Source organism: Bacillus mesophilum (assembly GCF_008923265.1).
Lineage (GTDB): Bacteria > Bacillota > Bacilli > Bacillales > Cytobacillaceae > Cytobacillus > Cytobacillus mesophilum.
In genome coordinates this window covers 65,280-85,163 of the sequence record NZ_WBOT01000006.1, presented here as the reverse complement: position 1 = coordinate 85,163, position 19,884 = coordinate 65,280, and the positions used below count along the sequence as shown (strand labels likewise).

15 protein-coding genes are annotated in these 19,884 nt (G+C 39.8%); 12 read left to right on the top strand and 3 right to left on the bottom strand.

Translation table 11 applies throughout. The annotated features are described in order from the left end of the window. Positions 1–2 precede the first annotated feature (2 nt). Together F7732_RS17160 and F7732_RS17155 are read left to right on the top strand one after the other, a co-directional pair. Positions 3–1,010: an ABC transporter permease gene (locus F7732_RS17160; protein WP_151575271.1), complete on the top strand. Its 1,008-nt coding sequence runs from the start codon at positions 3–5 to the stop codon at positions 1,008–1,010. Further along, positions 985–1,779, top strand: coding sequence for an ABC transporter ATP-binding protein (locus F7732_RS17155; protein WP_151575269.1), 795 nt, complete (start codon positions 985–987; stop codon positions 1,777–1,779). Before F7732_RS17160 ends, F7732_RS17155 begins: the two co-directional genes overlap by 26 nt. Positions 1,780–1,846: 67 nt before the next feature. Here F7732_RS17155 and F7732_RS17150 read toward each other — a convergent pair whose 3' ends face one another. Beyond that, a complete protein-coding gene (locus F7732_RS17150; protein WP_151575267.1) occupies positions 1,847–2,398 on the bottom strand; it encodes a helix-turn-helix domain-containing protein in 552 nt (183 codons plus the stop codon). Positions 2,399–2,538: 140 nt separating this feature from the next. Here F7732_RS17150 and F7732_RS17145 point away from each other — a divergent pair, with 140 nt between their 5' ends. The 3 genes from F7732_RS17145 to F7732_RS17135 all read left to right on the top strand — a co-directional run bounded on the left by F7732_RS17145 (position 2,539) and on the right by F7732_RS17135 (position 4,973). Then, complete coding sequence (locus F7732_RS17145) at positions 2,539–3,273, top strand: AzlC family ABC transporter permease (protein WP_151575266.1); 735 nt, start codon at positions 2,539–2,541, stop codon at positions 3,271–3,273. Then, positions 3,263–3,568 carry an AzlD domain-containing protein gene (locus F7732_RS17140; RefSeq protein ID WP_151575264.1) on the top strand — a complete coding sequence of 102 codons (306 nt, stop codon included), beginning with the start codon at positions 3,263–3,265 and terminating at the stop codon, positions 3,566–3,568. Before F7732_RS17145 ends, F7732_RS17140 begins: the two co-directional genes overlap by 11 nt. A gap of 112 nt (positions 3,569–3,680) precedes the next feature. Next, entirely contained in the window at positions 3,681–4,973 is a 1,293-nt protein-coding gene (locus F7732_RS17135) for a M48 family metallopeptidase (protein ID WP_151575262.1), read from the top strand. 64 nt (positions 4,974–5,037) lie between these two features. On the opposite strand, the gene F7732_RS17130 is transcribed toward F7732_RS17135, so the two are convergent. Next, positions 5,038–5,232 carry an IDEAL domain-containing protein gene (locus tag F7732_RS17130; protein WP_240056673.1) on the bottom strand — a complete coding sequence of 65 codons (195 nt, stop codon included), beginning with the start codon at positions 5,230–5,232 and terminating at the stop codon, positions 5,038–5,040. A gap of 236 nt (positions 5,233–5,468) precedes the next feature. Here F7732_RS17130 and F7732_RS17125 point away from each other — a divergent pair, with 236 nt between their 5' ends. Further along, positions 5,469–6,008: a competence protein ComK gene (locus F7732_RS17125; protein ID WP_151575258.1), complete on the top strand. Its 540-nt coding sequence runs from the start codon at positions 5,469–5,471 to the stop codon at positions 6,006–6,008. 109 nt (positions 6,009–6,117) lie between these two features. Here F7732_RS17125 and F7732_RS17120 read toward each other — a convergent pair whose 3' ends face one another. Further along, complete coding sequence (locus tag F7732_RS17120; RefSeq protein WP_066447720.1) at positions 6,118–6,516, bottom strand: YhjD family protein; 399 nt, start codon at positions 6,514–6,516, stop codon at positions 6,118–6,120. Between the two features lie 234 nt (positions 6,517–6,750). On the opposite strand from F7732_RS17120, the gene F7732_RS17115 reads away from it, so the two are divergent. From F7732_RS17115 to addA, 6 genes are all read left to right on the top strand, one after another. Beyond that, on the top strand, positions 6,751–8,736 hold the full coding sequence (locus F7732_RS17115; RefSeq protein ID WP_151575256.1) for a S9 family peptidase: 1,986 nt from the start codon (positions 6,751–6,753) through the stop codon (positions 8,734–8,736). Positions 8,737–10,104: 1,368 nt separating this feature from the next. Continuing rightward, positions 10,105–11,046 (top strand): LCP family protein, encoded by a 942-nt coding sequence (locus F7732_RS17110; protein WP_151575254.1) that lies wholly within the window; start codon positions 10,105–10,107, stop codon positions 11,044–11,046. An 87-nt stretch (positions 11,047–11,133) separates the two neighbouring features. Further along, positions 11,134–11,748, top strand: coding sequence for a TVP38/TMEM64 family protein (locus F7732_RS17105; RefSeq protein ID WP_151575252.1), 615 nt, complete (start codon positions 11,134–11,136; stop codon positions 11,746–11,748). Positions 11,749–11,847: 99 nt separating this feature from the next. Then, positions 11,848–12,402, top strand: a complete 555-nt coding sequence (lepB, locus tag F7732_RS17100) for a signal peptidase I (RefSeq protein WP_151575250.1) — start codon at positions 11,848–11,850, stop codon at positions 12,400–12,402. A gap of 263 nt (positions 12,403–12,665) precedes the next feature. After that, positions 12,666–16,166 carry a helicase-exonuclease AddAB subunit AddB gene (gene addB, locus F7732_RS17095; RefSeq protein ID WP_151575248.1) on the top strand — a complete coding sequence of 1,167 codons (3,501 nt, stop codon included), beginning with the start codon at positions 12,666–12,668 and terminating at the stop codon, positions 16,164–16,166. Beyond that, positions 16,144–19,884, top strand: coding sequence for a helicase-exonuclease AddAB subunit AddA (gene addA / locus F7732_RS17090; RefSeq protein ID WP_151575246.1), 3,741 nt, complete (start codon positions 16,144–16,146; stop codon positions 19,882–19,884). The genes addB and addA overlap by 23 nt, the downstream gene beginning before the upstream one ends.

Genomic DNA, 19,884 nt, shown 5'->3' with positions numbered 1-19,884 from the left:
GTATGCCTATTGCAATTTTTAACTCTATAGAGGCAGGTGCGATATATGCTTTGATGGCATTGGGCGTGTATTTATCATTTAGAATCCTTGATTTTCCTGATTTAACGGTCGATGGCAGCTTTGTGACTGGTGCAGCTGTGGCTGCGGTGCTGATCGTCGAAGGAGTAAATCCATTTATCGCCACTGCCGCCGCAATGCTCAGCGGTTTTCTGGCAGGATGCTTAACAGGTCTGCTTCATACAAAAGGAAAAATTAATCCTTTATTATCAGGGATTCTTATGATGATTGCCTTATATTCAATTAACTTACGAATAATGGGGAAATCAAATATACCTTTACTATCTGAAGAAACGATGATGACAAAGCTTACTTCATTCTGGAAAAGCTTAGGGATAGATGAGTTTTTGGAGAGCATGATGCCAGGATTTATCCCAAAAACATGGGGAATTATTGTCCTGATGCTGCTGCTTGCCTTTTTGTTTAAATTCCTGATTGACTGGTTCTTAAAAACAGATATCGGGTTGGCCATTCGCGCGGCAGGAGATAATGAAACAATGATTCGAAGCTTCTCAGCCAATACTGATTTATTGAAGGTGCTTGGCCTTGGATTATCCAATGCACTCGTTGCTCTTTCAGGAGGATTAATCGCCCAATATAATGGTTTTAGTGATGTAGGCATGGGAATAGGAATGATTGTAATTGGGCTTGCTTCGGTTATTATAGGTGAAGCCGTCTTTGGGGCAAAAACAATTATCAGAGCAACACTTGCCATCATCGGCGGAGCAATTCTATATCGAATTATTGTAACACTGGCACTTCGTGTTGAGTTTCTTGATACAGGAGATATGAAGCTTATTACTGCTTTAATTGTCATTGGTGCCCTTGTCGTTCCGAAGCTGATTGAAAATCAGCGTGAAAGGAAGCGGCGAAAAAGAAGAATGGCAGAGGTAAGCAGAAACCTGATGGAAAAGAGTGGTGAACAGCTTGCTGCAGCTAAAACAGATTCATAAAGTGTTTAATGAGGGAACCGCGGACGAGAAGGCGGCTCTCAAAAATCTCAATCTTCATCTTGCACCTGGTGACTTTATGACCGTCATTGGCAGCAATGGTGCAGGCAAGTCTACATTGATGAATGTAATCTCTGGAAAAATGATACCCGATGTTGGGGAAGTCAGGATCGCTGAAAGTGATGTAACGTTTTGGAAAGAACATAAACGTTCAGAGCTTATCGGAAGAGTCTTTCAGGACCCTATGGCAGGTACGGCTCCTTCCATGACAATTGAAGAAAACCTGGCTATTGCATACAGTAGAACACGCCGGCGCGGATTGAAAATGGGAGTAGCAAAGAACAGACGCAGTTTCTTTCAGGAAAAGCTTGAAATGCTTCACTTAGGATTGGAGAACCGCCTTCAGGCAAAGGTTGGTCTTTTATCAGGAGGAGAACGTCAAGCATTGTCCTTATTAATGGCGACTTTTACTGAACCGAAAATTTTACTGCTGGATGAGCATACGGCTGCACTTGATCCTTCAAGAGCCGAGCTGATTACAGACCTGACGAAAACCATCGTAGCTAATTTTGGACTTACAACCTTAATGGTGACCCATAATATGCAGCAGGCACTTGATCTTGGGAATAAACTGATCATGATGGATAAAGGCCAAATTATCATGGAAGCAAATGAAGAGCAAAAGCAAGGGCTGACTGTCACAAGTCTTCTAGAAGAATTCCAGCGTATTCGCGGTGAACAGTTAACAAATGACCAAGCTATTTTAATTTAATGATATTTTCGTGCAAAGGCAGGATCAGCTACTTGAATGATCCTGCCTTTGCATGAATAAATAGTGCTTATGGATAATACATAATGGCTTGAAAGCGAGTAACTTTATGACCTGCACTTTTATATGCATGGTGCTGATCTCCAGCAAATTTAATAGAGTTTCCTGATTCTATGGTTAATATCTGCCCGTTTACTTCTAGTTCAAGCCTTCCGGACATGACGGTTATATACTCTTCCACACCTTTTGAATGTTCCTGGGAGCAATGTGTGTATCCAGGCTCTAGTTCAATTGTAAAGACTTCAAACTTCCTGCGTGGATCAAAAGGAAACACCGTATAAACCCGATACTTTCCATCTGCTTCCACCACTGGTTCGATTGTCTTTAATTCAATCAGCTGGATCTCAGATGGATCTTCTGTTATGAGAGAGGAAAAAGATACTTGCAGCCCTTTGGCAATTTTCCATAATGTTGTAACTGTCGGGTTCGATTCTCCACGCTCAATTTGTCCTAACATCGCTTTGCTGACTCCTGTGAGTGCTGAACAGCCATCTAATGAAAGTCCGCGTAATCTTCTGATATCCTTTAAATTACTGCCAATGTTTTTTTGAATATTTTCCATTTTTACCCCCAAGACAGTTGTATGGTATAACGCACATATGTATAATATAATAGAAATGTTAGAATATGTATATGTGTTATAGAAGATTCAGTGAAAAAAGCATTACGCTTTGTATACACTTTTAGTAAGGTGGTTACAGTATGACTGAAATTGCAATGAAAGAACAGACTTCTCCTTCTGATTTTAAAAAAGGGCTGCATTCAGGGCTGTCGATCGCAATCGGCTATGCACCGATCGCGTTAACGTTTGGTCTATTAGCTAAGTCGACAGGTTTAACGCTTGTGGAAACGGTTATGATGAGTTTGATTGTGTTTGCTGGTGCTTCTCAATATATGTCGCTGACCATGCTTACATTAGGAACGAGTATTTTTGAGATCATTACGACAACGTTTATTGTGAATATCAGACATTTTCTAATGTCAGCAGCTCTAAATGAAAAAGCAGAGGATGATTCAACCTTATTGAAAGCTGTTTATTCGTTTGGCATTACGGATGAAACTTTCTCTATAGCTGCTGTAAAGGAAGGAAAGATTACGGCAGGCTATATGCTGGGTGTTAATCTGATTGCCTATGCAAGCTGGGTTGTCTTCTCAGGAGTTGGCCATGTGATTGGTGCGAGCATCCCAGGTGTTTTACAAGACAGCATGTCTGTCGCTCTTTATGCCATGTTTATTGGACTGCTTGTGCCTTCTATGAAAAAAGGTGTGAAAGTGGTCATTCTTGCGGCAACCTCAGCCTGCTTGAATAGTATTTTCACAGTTACTGAGAGTTTATCTACAGGGTGGTCGATTGTTGCAGCTACACTTATCTCTGCAGTAGTGGTTGAGGCTGTACAATATATTAAAGAAGGAGGCAGGAAGTACAATGAGCAGTGAAATCATGTGGATGATCATTGGAATGGGTGTTGTTACATATCTTCCGCGCCTGCTTCCTTTTCTTCTTTTTAAAGGTGCAGAGCTGCCTTCCTTTGTTCAAGGTGTTCTGCAAAATGTTCCCTATGCAACCTTAGGCGCATTAATTTTTCCTGGCGTTTTATTTATCGGGGAAGACCTTTGGTTTGGTCTGCTTGGAGCCAGTGCAGCCTTTTTATTGGCGTATTTAGGGGTGAATGTCATTTTTGTGGTTCTTGGATCAATTGCTTGTTTAGCAGTCTATTCATATTTGATTTAGTCTTTTTTATTTTTTAAATGTAACCTCATCTTCAGATTGTCCAAATTAACAGTTCTAATTTTTGTGTTTTATACTACACTAATAATGACAAGTTTGTACAAGGGGGGATGAGATGGCAAGGAAAATTGGCTTATATGGAATTTTAGCCTATTGTTTATATGGGTTATTTTTTTATTGGTATTTATTTTATTTTGCGGATGCAAGTCTTCCGTTTGAATATGAAGGTTCGCGCGCAGACCCTGCCACGTTTTTAAATGGCAGAGAGCTGATGCTGAGTGAGGAATATTCGAAAATTAGAAATCTGCTTTTCTTTTTGTCAACGCCATTTGAATGGCTCCTTTACCTTTTTATCTTATTATTTGGCCTTTCAGGCGTTTTTAAAAAATGGGCAGAGCAATCTTCAACATATAAATTTGTGCAAACCATTATATATGTGGCATGGCTTTCATTTATCGCATTTGCAGCAACATTGCCTTTAAGCTATATCAGCTATTCCTTATCTAAAACCTATAATATTTCAACACAAAGCTTCAGCAGCTGGATGAAGGATGAGCTAATCGATTTTTGGATTAATTTTGGCACAATGGCTGTCATTGCAGCCGTCCTCTATTGGCTCATGAAAAAAAGTCTCAAACGATGGTGGCTGTACGCCTGGCTTCTATCTGTACCATTTTCACTATTTATTATGTTTTTGCAGCCAGTGATTATTGATCCACTGTACAATGACTTTTACCCGTTAAAAAATCAAGAACTTGAAGAGAAAATCTTACAGCTTGCTGATCAGGCGAATATTCCTGCTGAGCACGTTTTTGAAGTAAATATGGCTGAGAAAACAAATGCTCTGAATGCTTATGTGACGGGCATCGGTTCTAATTCAAGAATCGTGCTTTGGGATACGACGTTAAACAGACTGGATGATGAGCAAATTCTCTTCATCATGGCACATGAAATGGCTCATTATGTCGAAAAGCATATTTATATTGGCATTGCTGGTTATTTGCTGCTCACCTTAATTGGCTTGTTTTTAGCTGCGAAAATAATGGAAGCGGTTGTTGCCCGTTTTGGCAGAGCGCTGAGAATTCCAGCGGTTCATGATATTCGCTCTTTTCCATTATTTTTGATGATTATCTCAATGCTGCTATTTGCTGCAAGTCCTTTTGAAAATCTGGTGTCCCGATATCAGGAAACACGGGCAGATACTTATGCGATTGAGATGACTGAAAATACGGATGCAGCCATTGCCACTTTTCAAGAGCTGACTCGTGCAGGACGAAGTCAAGTGAACCCGCCGCTTCTAGTAAAGATCTTCCGATATGGACATCCATCCATGCTTGAGCGGATTTCCATGCTCGAGGAATTCGAAATCGAAAAAAGAAATCAAGAAAAAAACGAGCAGAGTCAATAAACCATGCCCGTTCCTCTGTAAAAGAAAAACCTCTCCGCTATCGTTAGCAGGAGAGGTTTTTCTTTTACGTTCCAAATTGTTTGGTGAGCCCTGCGTATTCCTTTGCCAGCGTCATAAACTGGGACTTGTCACGCTGATCGATGGCACGATCAATCTTTTTCACCAGTAATTCTTTTTTATGCAGCAATTCAGCTTCATACACGAGCATGTCAATATACAGCTCTAAAATAAAATCTTCTTTCAATCTTTTTCTCTTCATCGCGCGAGCCTTCATCAGTTCGGTGTTGGATTGATCTTTCAAGAAAATCACCTCAGCTGCTTTTTAATAGTGTATGTACGGAGAGCATGTGCTATCATTAGATTTTTGAATTTTTAGAAAATAAATATTATAAGGATGGAAATGTGAACATTTTAGGAATATTGGCACAATTCAGCCTCATGCCTTGTACAATTCGTTATACTTGAAGGGATATTATGTAAAAGGAGCTGAAAGGAATGGGTAAATCAATTATTGAGGAATATGAAATCAATCCTAACACCATGCTAATTCGCCCTATTCAATATGGCAGTAAAACATACTCCCAAATTTTTGAATTAGATGAGGAAGTGACTTCCCCGTTTAAACCATTGGATATTATAAAGGAAGGCTGCAGGTTCTTTGGATCAAGCTATGAAGGCCGTAAAGAAGGCACAAAGCAATTGACTGGAATTACTCATAAGGCACCAATCACCATTGACTCCACAAACTATATTTACTTTTTCCCTACCGCATCTGCCCATAATATTGATTGTACTTGGATTTCAGCTGAGCATATTTTTTCACATAAGCGTATTGAAGGCGGGGAAACAGAGATCACGTTCAGAAATAAGCTTAGTCTCAGGCTGCCTGTTTCATACAATACATTTACAAATCAGCTCCTGCGTACGGCACTATTAAAAACAACCTTAATGAGCAGAATTGAAGAATCAGAAAGAAAAACCATTTATTTTGTAAGTGAAAATAGACCAAGAATGTCGGCGGCTAAAAAAGGATGAGAACCAAAGGCAGCCAATAGTGTTACCTGAGCAGGTGAGGTCATGGAAAGACACCTGGAACTGCTAGTTTGCTGATGTGACAAATTCTATTTCCTCACTTTTTAAATGTTTATGCTTCAGAGCGTTTCCGTTCAGAAATTTTTAGCTGGATCATGTATCTCTTGAATAAATAATATTCAAGAAGCTCCTGAACTTTATTGCGGATCCGCGGATTAAAGTAATTATGATGCTCTTCATATCCTTTGTATAGAAACATAAACATGGTGAACGCATCATCACTCTTGATCTGCTGTACTTTCAGGCGATTTTTGTTCATATACTGTTTCACCTCAGCCAGTTCCCTCTGGATAACCTTCAGTGTTTCTTCCACTAAATTTAAATAAGGCTGCTTCAATTTAAAAGGGCTCTTTTGGATGACTTGAAGATCGCGGTTTAATATTGTTAAGACCATCGGCAAATAGATGGCTTGCTCCATGATGTCCCGATCTGCTTCTGGAATTCTCGTCATGATTTCCTGCTCCCTCACTTAAAATAGAACACTTGTTCTTGTTTTTATTCTACAATGGTTTTCTTAACATCGCAACTGTTTCCAAAAAATCATTTTTTCTTATTTAGTGATGATGCGCCAAATGCTCCTATTCTTAATATGTCTATCTCAATAAAAAAAATTGTAGAAATAAGAAGGGGATTTATTTCAGATGTCGAAATATTGGGGGTGGATATTAAATAAGGGGATGAAAAGATGGAAAAGAAGCAATTGCGCAATATAAAGGCTGAGGACTTATATAACTTAAAGTCGGTTGTGGATCCTCAGCTTGCTGCTAACGGCAGTGACCTAGTTTATACTCAAACGATTGCCAGCGAAGAGAAAAACGGGTATAGCTCCAATATTTATTATATGAATACAGAGCAAGGACAAGAAATACAATGGACATTCGGAAAGGCAAGAAACCATTCTCCGCGCTGGTCGCCTGATGGAAAGAGGATTGCTTTTGTGTCTGACCGTGATGAAAAATCACAAATATACATAATGAATAAAGATGGTGGTGAAGCTCGTCAGGTAACATCATGCCTTCATGGTGCGTCAAATCCAATTTGGTCACCAGACGGAACAAAAATTGCTTTTAACACCTCTTTAAAAGAGGGAGAGACGGTTTCAGATCAGCCTGAAAAAGATAAAAAGGAAAAGCCGGCTCCTTTAGAAATTGATAAGATGAAGCATAAGTCGGATGCTGCAGGCTTTTGGGATGGCAAATACAAGTATGCTGCTATTGTTTATGTGAATACAGGAGAAGTTGAATTGGTCACGTCAGGGCAGCATGATTATCATGTACATTGCTGGTCGCCTGATGGAGAAAAACTAATTGTGACTGCAGATTTAGCAGAGGATCAAGATTTCTCTTTTCAGAATGATGTCTTTTTATTAGATGTATCTTCCAAAGAACTGAAAAATCTAACCAATGGTACAGGTTTTTTTGGAAACATATCTTATTCTCCAGATGGTAAATATTTAGGAATGACAGGACATACGCGTGAATATGAAAATGCCACATTAACAAAAGTCTGGCTCTATCAACTGGAAGAAGGATCCTTAACATGTCTGACTGAAGAATGGGATACTCTTGTTGGCGATTTTGCCATTGGTGATTTTCAGCAGGGGGCGGTTAATCCGGGCATTCTTTGGGGAGAAGACAGCCGCAGCTTTTATTTCATTACAACGGATCATGGCAGTACAGCTGTTTACTATGGTTCTGTTGATGGAGAAATGTATCCAGCCCTTCATGAACGTCAGCATGTATATGGACTGACAACCGGAGGAAGTCTTAACAAAGCCGTGGTTGCAATCAGTAAACCGTCAGAGCCTGGTGACCTATATCATTTAACAATCACAACAGGTGAATTAAAAAGACTTACAAGTGTCAATGCTGAGTTCTTACAGGAAGTTATTTTAGCTGACGCAGAGCCGCTGCAGTTCAAGTCTTCCGATCAGTGGGATATTCATGGCTGGCTCATGAAGCCGGCTGGATATCAAGAAGGAGATAAGCTCCCTCTAGTTGTGGAGATTCATGGCGGGCCACATGCAATGTACGCTAATTCTTATTTTCATGAGTTCCAATGCCTTACAGCAGAAGGAAATGCAGTTCTATTTATCAACCCGCGGGGAAGTCATGGATATGGACAGAAGTTTGTTGATGCAGTAAGAGGAGATTATGGCGGCAAGGACTACGAGGATATTATGGAAGCAGTCGACCATGTCCTGGCTAACTATGAGTTTATTGACGAAAATCGACTTGGTGTTACTGGGGGCAGCTATGGCGGATTTATGACAAACTGGATTGTTGGTCATACGAATCGCTTTAAAGCAGCTGTAACACAAAGATCCATATCCAATTGGATCAGCTTCTATGGTGTAAGTGATATCGGCTACTATTTCACTGACTGGCAAATTCAAGCCGACTTGAATGATATTGAGAAACTATGGAAGCATTCTCCGCTTGCTTATGTAAATAACATAGAAACACCTCTGCTTATTTTGCATGGCGAAAAGGATTATCGCTGCCCAATTGAGCAGGCTGAGCAATTATTTATTGCACTGAAGCACCGGAAAAAGGAGACTAAATTCGTAAGGTTCCCAGAAGCCAATCATGAACTATCAAGAAGCGGAAAGCCAAACTTGAGAATAGACAGATTAAACTATATTACAGGCTGGTTTAATGACCACTTATAAAAAAACTAAAAAAACACCGTGTTGCCTTAATAAACTGGCACTGCGGTGTTTTCTTTTTTTCTAATGGATAAGATAAACTAGCAGCAGGGTAAATGACTCAGGCGGCCAAAGTTTGAGATACAATAACGATTGAATGGGAGTACTAAACTGAATGGTGCCTTTCCAACCTCCATTTTTTCTACACTTGACCAAGCAAAATAACGGTACTTTTAAATCAATTTGTGTTTTTAAAACTTAGGAACTATTTATATTAATATAAATAAACTAAAATAATTAAAGTTAAGCCCAATAGAATTAGCAATATCTTCATAACATACCATGGGAGAAATCCAAACAAAAAAACTATGATACTTGATAAAATATCAACTATTATTGAGCCTGTTGAACTAAGTGATTGATCTGCATTATCAATATATCTATCATATTGATCTTTGGTAAATAAAATACCAAAGATCAGTATAAATGCACCTATAGAATAAGCAATTATGCTACCTATCAAATGACCCACCCTTTAAAATATAAATTTTTTATAAACCTTCTTAGTCCCGTAGTACCTTTCTTTTTATAAATCTTTATTAGTCTATCTAGAATATTTGTACCTTTTGAGAAACCACCAGTTAGCATAACTGTGACTAATGTCGTTACCGTAACCCGGTCTTCTTTTGCTACAGTGTGTGTAGTATAGATGATTTTGCATTATATGAAGTGGATGTTAATCTTTTATAATTCCAGAAAGCATAGTATTAAATGGTTAATGCCGATACTGTAGAAATTAAAGTCATTTTTGGTAAATGAATAAAAACGCTGGTACATAAGTATTTAACACACCAAGCGAATGTTTAGGAAGAATATTTTAATAAGTAATCGTTTTTTTATTTATAATTATAAAATTATTTTATTAACATGCGTGAAATGGAGCGGAGGGCCCTCAGGCTCCGGAAGGAAATAGAGGAAAAGGTGAGACCCCGCAGGCGTGCCGAGAAGGCTCAGCTTCCTCCCCACGGAAAGCGAGGGTCCGCAGCGCAGTGGAACGGACTTGTTTAAATACCAAGCTAAGATATATTCGTGTTTAGAAATATATCGTTTTGTCCCGGCCTCTTTAAAGGACAAGCAGAACCGGCTTTATAAAGGTAGGTCAACATTCCGATATTACTAATAAAGTTAATAAGCACATATATCATTATTAGAAGTATGTGAATTGCAAAAAAATGATAATAGAGGCAAAATAGAAGAGGAAGGCAGAAAATACCACATTTTTAAGGAAACTTTTTATATAAAAATGCAGTCTTACTATTCGAGAGAAATTGATTTCTCTTCTTATAGATTAATCAGATTGTTGTATTTTGTATTCAGAAAGGATTTTATATCATGAGATCTGAAAGACACCAAATGGTGAAGAAAAGAAAAAAGAGAAGATGGAAATCCATCGTTGCAATACTATTGCTGATTATTGCCGCTGTACTTATTTATTCCTATTATCAATTTAAGCAAGGTATGTCAGCAGCGCAAGAGCAATCAGAAGTGCAGGAAGAAGAATATGAATTTAATGGTGAAGAGGACCAATACGGCGGAACAAATATATTACTGCTTGGAAGTGATTCACGCGGGGAAGAAAATGCAAGAGCAGATACCATTATGGTGGCTCAATATCATCCTGACAACGGTACATATAAGCTGATGTCTTTTATGCGGGATATGTATGTAAATATTCCGGGTTATGGTGAAAGCAGAATTAATACAGCACTAGCTCAAGGCGGTCCCGAGTTATTAAGACAAACCATTAAAGAAAATTTCGATATCGATTTACAATACTATGCCATTATCGATTTTGATGGTTTTGTTCATGTTATTGATGAAGCTTTTCCGAACGGAGTGGAAATAGAAGTAGAAAAAGCGATGAGTGAAAAAATCGGTGTTACACTTGAGCCGGGCTTGCAGCGATTGGATGGAAAGCATTTACTTGGTTATGTTCGTTTCCGTCATGATGCCAGAGGTGATTTTAACCGTGTCGAACGCCAGCAAACGGTTCTTAAAGAGGTTGCGAATCAGTTTACGAGCCTGCAGACACTAACAAAGCTTCCAAAATTAGTTGGTGTGGTAACGCCTTATATTAATACGAATATGGGGACAGGCAATATGTTATACATGGGAAAAGATGTTTTGACAGGCGGTGCGCCTGATATCAAAACTATGCGGGTTCCTGTTGATGGGGCATTTGAAGAAACGACAATCAATGGGGCACAAGTTCTTACAGTGGATTTAGAGCAGAATAAAACAGCGATTCGCGAGTTTTTATCTCAAACAGAATAAGCAGAGTGTAGAAGGGCAGAAAATGAGGTAAAGAGAAAGAATAGAGAGTATTATGCTGTTTTTTTAGGAGAGAAAAGGTGATTTCATTTGGATCTAGAATTATTTAGAGATTGGTTTACAATGGAAAATGTTATGGATTTAATTGAAGAGTATCGGTCACTTGGTCCGCTTCCGGGCATTCTATTGCCATTACTGGAAGCCTTCCTTCCATTCCTGCCGCTTTTCTTATTTGTTATGGCAAATGCAAATGCATTTGGTTTATGGTTTGGTTTCCTTTTTTCATGGGTGGGAGCGACGGCAGGTGCACTGCTGGTGTTCTTACTTATACGGAAATTTGGGCAAAAAAGAGTGTTGGGATTTATTAATAGACACCAAAAAGTCCAAAAGCTTGTAAGCTGGGTAGAACGCCATGGATTTGGACCTTTATTTATTCTATTATGTTTTCCTTTTACGCCATCTGCTATTGTCAATATTGTTGCTGGATTGTCCAAAATCAGCGTTTATCAATATATGCTGGCAGTCGGTGCCGGAAAAATTGTTATGATTTTTACAATGAGTTTTGTAGGCTATGATATTCGCGCTCTCATAACACAGCCAATCAGGACAGCCATCGTGGCGGTGGTTATCTTTATTTTATGGTATGTTGGAAAAAGAATTGAGCTTAAGTTAAATACGAGAGTAGATAACCAGCAGCAGAAATAAAATGTCTGCTGGGGCTGTGGTTTCTCGGTTCATCCCCGTTTTCTTTTTAGCGAAATTACAGCTGCTGCAAATATACTTCAGCCTTTGGAGGGGACTGTCTTGAAAGAGGAACTTAAGAAAGAAAGTGCAGAATGGCTTAAAGCACTTCTGATTGGGGTTATTATTTTTGCATTCATACGGACATTCTTTTTATCCAATTACGTGGTTGAAGGGGAATCAATGATGCCAACCCTCAAAGACGGCAACAAATTAATTGTCAATAAAATCGGTTATCAGATTAGTGATTTTGATCGATTTGATGTAATTGTTTTTCATCATAATGACAAAGAAGATTTTGTTAAACGAGTAATTGGCCTTCCAGGTGATAAGATTGAATATCAGGATGATCTTCTTTATGTCAACGACCAAAAAATAGACGAGCCCTTTCTGGAAAGCTACAAGGAAGTCGATCCTTTTGGCCATTTAACAGGTGATTTCACATTAGAAGAAGTAACTGGCTCTAAAGTTGTGCCTGAAGGTAAATTGTTTGTGCTGGGAGACAACCGTGCCGGCAGCTGGGATGGCAGGCATTTTGGCTTTATTGCAATTGAGCAGGTGGTCGGGAAGGTTGATGTGAAATATTGGCCTTTAAATGAAATGGATGCATCACTATAAGATGAGTTATGAAGCACACTGCCGAAGTTTGGCAGTGTGCTTTTTTTCTGGGCAAAAGAGCTATGAGTGGAATAAAACCAGCTTTCGTAATTGATGGTCGCTTAAGGAAACAACAACTTATTTTTAAAAAAATCAGCAGAGGGAAAGACAGTATGAAAAAATGATGACTTCAAGAATTTTACAAGTTCTGAAGTGCTATGCTCTTGAATTTCTATGATAAAATAATAAAATATGCTAGTTTCGAATGAAAGGCGGTAGAATAAATGTCCGTACGTATGATAATGGGACGTTCAGGCAGCGGAAAAACAGAATTATGTCTGAGTGAAATCCGTCAAAAGTTGGAGAGTAATCCAGAAGGAAATCCGATCATTTATTTAGTGCCAGAACAAATGACATTTCAATCTGAATATAATATATTAGCAAACCCTAACATTAACGGAATGATCCGTACACAAGTGTATTCATTTACACGGCTGGCCTGGAGAATTCTGCAGGAGACCGGAGGAATCAGCCGTCAGCATTTAAACAGCACGGGCATAAGCATGCTGATTCGAAAGCTGATTGAAGATCATAAAGAGGAGCTTCATATTTTCCAAAAAGCTGCTGATAAAAATGGATTTATTAAACAAATGGAAACGATGATGACAGAGTTTAAACGCTATTGCATCAATGCTGAAGAATTATCCTCAAGAAGGCAGCATTTGCAGGAAAATAATGAAATTAACAAGGCTTTAAATGATAAACTTCACGATCTGGAAGTAATCTATAGAAGTTTTGAAGAATCATTGAGCGGAAAATACGTTGATTCAGAGGATTATTTTTCTTTGCTGTCAGAGAAGGCTGCACAATCAGACTATCTAAAAAATAGTGAAGTATATGTTGATGGTTTCTATCGTTTTACACCTCAGGAATATTTAGTGCTTGAACAGCTGATGAAGCATTGTAAAAAGGTAACAATCACAATGACAATGGACAATCATCAATCCCATTTTCGTTCGGAGCTTAGTTTATTCCGAATGAGCAATGAAACGTATGAAACCATTGAGGATATATCGAATCGTTTAGGGCTGGATGTTGAGAAAGTAGTGCTATCCCAGCAAAAACGCTGGATTTCACCAGCAATTCAGCATGTAGAAGCTCAATTTGAAACCCGGCCAAACATGCCCTTCTCGGGGTCTTCTGATGTGCACCTTGCTCAAGCTGTCAATAGGAGAGCAGAAATCGAAGGTGTTGCACGCCGCATGAAGCAGTTGGCAAGAAAAGGCCAGCGTTACAAAGATATGGCGGTTCTTGTCCGAAACGGAAATGATTATCACGATATCATGGAAACCGTTTTTACTGATTATGAAATTCCTTTTTTTATTGATCAAAAAAGAACGATGTTAAATCATCCTCTTATTGAGCTGATCCGCTCAAGCTTAGAGGTTCTGTATGGGAACTGGCGGTATGAACCCGTTTTTAGAGCCGTTAAAACAGAGCTGCTGTTCCCGGCTAAGTTGAACCAGCAAAAGCTGCGTGAACAAATGGACCGGCTAGAAAACTATGTGCTGGCATATGGAATTCAAGGCTCTAAATGGACAGGCAAATCAGACTGGACCTACCGCAGATTCCGCGGCCTTGAACTTGAAAATATTGCCCAGACAGACGCTGAAAAGCAAATAGAACGGGAATTGAATGAGCTGCGTGATTATATCGCACAGCCAATAGCTAGAATGGGAAAGAGAATGAAGAAGGCAGCAGATGGCCGCGGTTATTGTGAGGCAATCTATTTATATCTTGAAGAACTAGCTGTTCCAGAAAAGCTGGAAAAATGGGCAGCCATTGAAGAAGAAAAAGGGAATTTAATAAAAGCAAGAGAACATAATCAAGCATGGAGTGCGGTCATTGAACTGCTGGATCAATTTGTTGAGATGCTTGGTAATGAGGAAGTGGCGCTGCAAAAATTTGCTTCTATTTTAGAAGCAGGAATGGAATCACTCCAATTTTCACTTGTTCCGCCTGCTATTGATCAGGTAATAGTCGCAGATATGGAACGTTCGCGCTTATCCAATATAAAAACTTCTTTTGTGATTGGTCTAAATGAAGGAGTTCTTCCTGCCAAGTTTCCTGAAGATGGCGTTTTAGCTGATCAAGACCGTGAAGCACTGCTTGCAGCTGGCATGAAAATAGCTCCAAGCACAAGAACGAAGCTGCTGGATGAGGAATTTATTGCGTATAAAGCGTTTGTATCTTCTTCAGAAGAGCTCTATATCAGTTATCCATTAGCAACAGAAGAAGGAAAAGCACTGCTGCCATCTCCTTATATTAAAAAATTCAATGATACATTTCCGGAGATGCAGGAAGATTTTTACATGGCAGATCCGTTTGAATTGCCTGAAGAGAAGCAGGCTGAATATGCGGCAGGCTATCAAACCGCATTAACCTTTTTAACATCACAGCTTCAGCTGAAGAAAAGAAGCTACCATATCTATGATTTATGGTGGGATGTTTATAATCTCTATATGGAAAATGACCAATGGAGAGAAACAGCAGGACATGTATTAGAGAGTTTAACCTATGAAAATAGGACACAAAATTTAAATGAGGATATGACGAAAGAGCTTTATGGAGATCATATTCTCGCAAGTGTCTCACGAATGGAGCTGTATCATAGCTGTCCATTCTCTCATTTTGCGCAGCATGGTTTAAAGCTGAGAGAACGTCAGATCTTCCGTCTGGATGCGCCAGATATTGGGGAGCTATTTCATGCTGCACTTAAATATATTGCTGAAACCATCAGTGTGAAAAAGATGGCATGGGACAAGCTGACTCGGGATCAATTCGAAATTTTGGCCAAGGAAGCAGTCGAGCTCCTTGCTCCAAAACTTCAGAATGAAATTCTCTTAAGCTCCAACCGCCATTACTATATAAAAAGAAAGCTAGAACAGATTATTACTAGAGCTTCCTTTATCTTAGGAGAACATGCGAAGGTAAGCGGCTTTGCGCCTGTTGGATTGGAATTAGGATTTGGTCCAAAGGCTGAACTGCCATCCATGACCTTCCCGCTTAAAAACGGAGTGAAGATGGAGCTTGTCGGCCGAATTGACCGTGTTGATAAAGCAGAGGATGATCAGGGCCTCTTTTTAAGAGTTATAGACTATAAATCAAGCAGTAAAGATTTAAATGTCAATGAAGTGTATTATGGGCTTGCCATGCAAATGCTCACTTATTTAGATATCATCATTGCTCATTCTGAAACACTGGTCGGAAATAAGGCATTCCCTGCAGGGGTGTTATATTTCCATGTGCATAACCCAATGTTGGCAGTCAGTAAAATGCTCAAAGAAGAAGATCTGGAACAGGAATTCATGAAGAAGTTTAAAATGCAAGGTCTTATGCTCGGTGAAGAAAATGTAATTCGCCTGATGGACCAATCGCTTGAAAAAGGGGATTCTTCCATTGTATCCGCTGGCTTTAAGACAGATGGTTCTATTTCGAAAAGGTCCAAAATTGCCAGCAAGCAGGATTTTGATTCTTTAAGAACCTTCGTCCGGCAGAAGTATATTCACTCAGGCAATGAAATTATGAGCGGAAATGTCCATATTTCTCCTTATAAATTAAAAGAGCAAACACCATGTACCTTCTGTGAATATAAGTCGGTGTGCCAATTTGACGACTCAATTGAAAGTAATAGTTTCAGACTTTTAAACACACAGTCAAAAGAAGAAGTACTGAATCGTATTAAAAAGGAGGTGGAGGAGCATGAAAACAATGATACCGCCTAAACCAGCAGAAGCGACCTGGACGGATGATCAATGGAAAGCCATTATGGCAAAGGGCCAGGATATTCTCGTTGCAGCGGCTGCCGGGTCGGGGAAAACGGCTGTCCTGGTAGAACGAATTATCAATAAAATCCTTGATGAGAATGAACCGCTAAATGTGGATGAACTCCTGGTTGTGACGTTTACAAATGCATCAGCAGCAGAAATGAGACACCGAATCGGAGAAGCACTTGAAAAGGCAATTACGGCTGATCCTGCTTCTCTTCACTTAAGAAAACAGATTAGCACGCTAAATAAAGCATCCATTTCTACTTTGCATTCCTTTTGCTTGGATACGATTCGTAAGAACTATTACGAAATTAATATTGATCCTGGTTTTCGGATTGCAGATGAAACGGAGGCACAGCTGTTAAGAGATGAAGTGCTCGAAGAACTGTTCGAAGATGAATATGGCAAGGAAGGAAACGAGCAGTTTTTTGAGCTTGTCGATATTTACTCCAACGACCGGAGTGATACAGGACTGCAGGATATCATTCGTCATTTATACGATTTTGCTATGGCCAATCCTTCGCCAGAATCCTATCTGAATTCAATTGTTGACATGTATAGCATGGAAGAAGATGGAGTCATAGAGGATTTGCCTTTCACGCACTTTTTGCTGCAAGACATTGAACTGCAGCTGAATGGCGCGAAAAAAATGCTGGAACAGGCGCTGAAATTAGCCAAGGAGCCAGGAGGACCTGCTCCGCTGGCGGAAAACTTTATTGATGATATTCAAGTGGTTGATATGCTGATAGCCGCAAAAAATGATTCATGGGCAACTCTTTATGAGGCCATGAACTCCTGGAAATTTGGACGTGCCAAAACGGTTAAAGGCGATGAGTATGACACAGCATTAGTAGATCAGGCGAAAAAGCTCAGAGACAAAACTAAGAAAATTCTGCAGGATCTTCAGACTGAACTATTCTCCAGAAAACCAGAAAGCTTCTTAAAGGATATTCGTGAAATGAAGCATCATATGGAGCTTCTGACGTACCTCGTCAAACAGTTTGAAGAGCGCTTTACCTTAGTAAAAGCAGAAAAAGGAATCGTAGATTTTGCGGATCTTGAACATTACTGTCTTCAAATATTAGCTGTGAAGGATGAGGCAGGAAGATTGCAGCCCTCTAACGCTGCCTTAGCATACCGAAAGCAATTTAAAGAAGTATTAGTAGATGAATATCAGGACACAAACATGGTGCAGGAAGCAATCCTTCAGCTTGTCACAAAGGATTCTGAGCAAGAGGGCAACCTGTTTATGGTCGGAGATGTAAAACAATCAATCTATCGTTTTAGGCTGGCAGAACCAAACCTGTTTTTGACAAAATATAATCGGTTTCTGTCTGCTGGAGAAGGAAGCGGCTTAAGGATTGACTTAGCGCGGAATTTTAGAAGCAGAAAAGAAGTGCTGGATGGAACCAACTATATCTTCAAGCAGATTATGGGTGAAAAAGTCGGCGAAATTGAATATGATGAGGATGCAGAGCTTGTGAATGGTGCTCCTTACCCAACAGATGAGGAACATCCAATTGAGGTAGCTCTTATTGATATGGAATCTGGAGGTGATGAGCCGACTGAAACGGAAGAAGATGAATTTGATCAGGCTGAGCTCGCACAATCGCAAGTAGAAGCCAGATTTATGGCGGCAAAAATCAAAGACCTAATTGAAAATCGCAAAGAAGTGTACAATCCAAAGCTTAAGGCAAATCGTCCAGCGATGTACCGTGACATAGTAATTTTACTGCGTTCAATGACATGGGCTCCGCAAATTATGGAAGAGTTCAAGCAGCAGGGAATTCCAGTATATGCGAATTTATCATCAGGTTACTTTGAAGCAACAGAAGTATCGATTATGATGTCTCTTTTAAAAGTAATTGATAATCCATACCAGGATATTCCGCTTGCTGCTGTGCTGCGTTCTCCAATTGTCCGATTAACAGAAGGAGAGCTTGCGAAGATCAGGATACATCATAAAAAAGGGTCTTTTTATGAAGCGTTAACCGCAATCTGTCTTCAAAAACCTGCTGGTGAATTGGAAGAATTATATGAAAAAATCGCTCCTTTTCTAGAAAAATTAACAGGCTGGAGAACCATGGCCCGGCAAGGATCATTGTCCGACCTTGTCTGGCATTTGTACCGTGAAACAAGGTTTTACGACTTTGTAGGAGGGATGCCAGGCGGGAAGCAGCGCCAGGCAAATCTTCGCGCGCTCTATGATCGTGCCCGTCAATATGAAGCTACCTCTTTTAGAGGGCTTTTCCGTTTCTTGAGATTTATTGATAGAATGCGCGAAAGAGGCGATGATTTAGGTGCGGCCAGAGCGTTGGGAGAACAAGAGGATGTTGTCCGCATTATGACCATTCACAGCAGCAAAGGACTCGAATTTCCGTTTGTATTTATCGCTGGACTAGCGCGAAATTTTAATACAATGGATCTTAAGAAATCTTACCTTTTTGATAAGGATTATGGCTTTGCAGCAAAATATGTTCATGCGGAAAAACGCATTACCTACCCATCATTGCCGCAGCTCGCACTAAAGAGGAAAAAGAAGATGGAGATGCTTGCTGAAGAAATGCGTGTTTTATATGTGGCATTAACACGTGCTAAAGAAAAGCTTTATTTGATTGGATCTGTTAAAAATGCAGAGAAGAAAATAAAGGTTTGGCAGCAGGCTGCTTCAGACGGAGATTGGCTGTTACGTGAGTATGACCGTGCTGCAGCTTCTGGATATATGGACTGGATTGCTCCGGCAATGGTCAGGCATCGAGATAGCGGTCCGCTAAAACACGATGATACTGTTTCTGAAGAGCTGCTGAACCATCCTTCAAGCTGGAAGATCGATGTGATCAATCAGTCCGAGGTCGTTATTCTTGGAGAGAATGAAACTGACCAAGGAGAATCCTTCCTCGATGATGTATATGCCAAAAGACGGGTGCCGGTCCAATCGCCATATAAGCAGCAGCTTCAGGCACAGCTGGACTGGACTTATGAATACAAAGAAGCAGCACAGCATAGATCAAAGCAGTCTGTTTCAGAAATTAAACGTCAGAAGGAAATTTTTGCTGCTGAGGAAAGCGGAATCGAACTTGTCCGCAAGCTTAGCAAACCGATTTTTAACCGTCCAAAATTTATGCAGGAGAAAAAGCTCTCGCCTGCTGAACGAGGAACGGCCATGCATATGCTGATGCAGCATATAGATTTAAGGACAAAACCGACCATTCAAAGTATTCAAGTTTTAATAGATGATCTCGTGCAAAGAGAACTTTTGACAGCCGAACAGAGTGATGGAATTGATCCAGAGCAGATTTTGCCTTTTTTTGATAGTGATATTGCGCAAAGGATGCAGCAGGCTAGAAACATTTACAGGGAAGTTCCGTTTAGTCTTGCCCTTCCTGCTAGTGAGGTATATCCGAACTGGGATGCTAGTGACGAAAACGTTATCGTACAGGGAATTGTCGATTGTTTATTTGAGGATGAAGATGGTCTTGTGCTGGTAGATTATAAATCTGATGCTGTTGATGGGCGGTTCCCTGGGGGTCAGGAACAAGCAATCACCGAGCTTGCCAAACGTTATGAAACACAGCTCAATTTGTATACAGCTGCTATAGAACATATATGGAATCGGACGGTCAATGAGAGGTATTTATATTTATTTGATGGCCGGTTTACGATTAAACTATAA

Coding starts and splice junctions, on each gene's coding strand:
- F7732_RS17130 (WP_240056673.1), bottom strand. CDS start 5,232: ATGAAGAGAAAAAGATTGAAAGAAGATTTTATTTTAGAGCTGTATATT.
- F7732_RS17115 (WP_151575256.1), top strand. CDS start 6,751: ATGGAAAAGAAGCAATTGCGCAATATAAAGGCTGAGGACTTATATAAC.
- F7732_RS17125 (WP_151575258.1), top strand. CDS start 5,469: ATGGGTAAATCAATTATTGAGGAATATGAAATCAATCCTAACACCATG.
- F7732_RS17110 (WP_151575254.1), top strand. CDS start 10,105: ATGAGATCTGAAAGACACCAAATGGTGAAGAAAAGAAAAAAGAGAAGA.
- F7732_RS17120 (WP_066447720.1), bottom strand. CDS start 6,516: ATGACGAGAATTCCAGAAGCAGATCGGGACATCATGGAGCAAGCCATC.
- addA (WP_151575246.1), top strand. CDS start 16,144: ATGAAAACAATGATACCGCCTAAACCAGCAGAAGCGACCTGGACGGAT.
- F7732_RS17135 (WP_151575262.1), top strand. CDS start 3,681: ATGGCAAGGAAAATTGGCTTATATGGAATTTTAGCCTATTGTTTATAT.
- addB (WP_151575248.1), top strand. CDS start 12,666: ATGTCCGTACGTATGATAATGGGACGTTCAGGCAGCGGAAAAACAGAA.
- F7732_RS17140 (WP_151575264.1), top strand. CDS start 3,263: ATGAGCAGTGAAATCATGTGGATGATCATTGGAATGGGTGTTGTTACA.
- F7732_RS17160 (WP_151575271.1), top strand. CDS start 3: ATGCCTATTGCAATTTTTAACTCTATAGAGGCAGGTGCGATATATGCT.
- F7732_RS17145 (WP_151575266.1), top strand. CDS start 2,539: ATGACTGAAATTGCAATGAAAGAACAGACTTCTCCTTCTGATTTTAAA.
- F7732_RS17150 (WP_151575267.1), bottom strand. CDS start 2,398: ATGGAAAATATTCAAAAAAACATTGGCAGTAATTTAAAGGATATCAGA.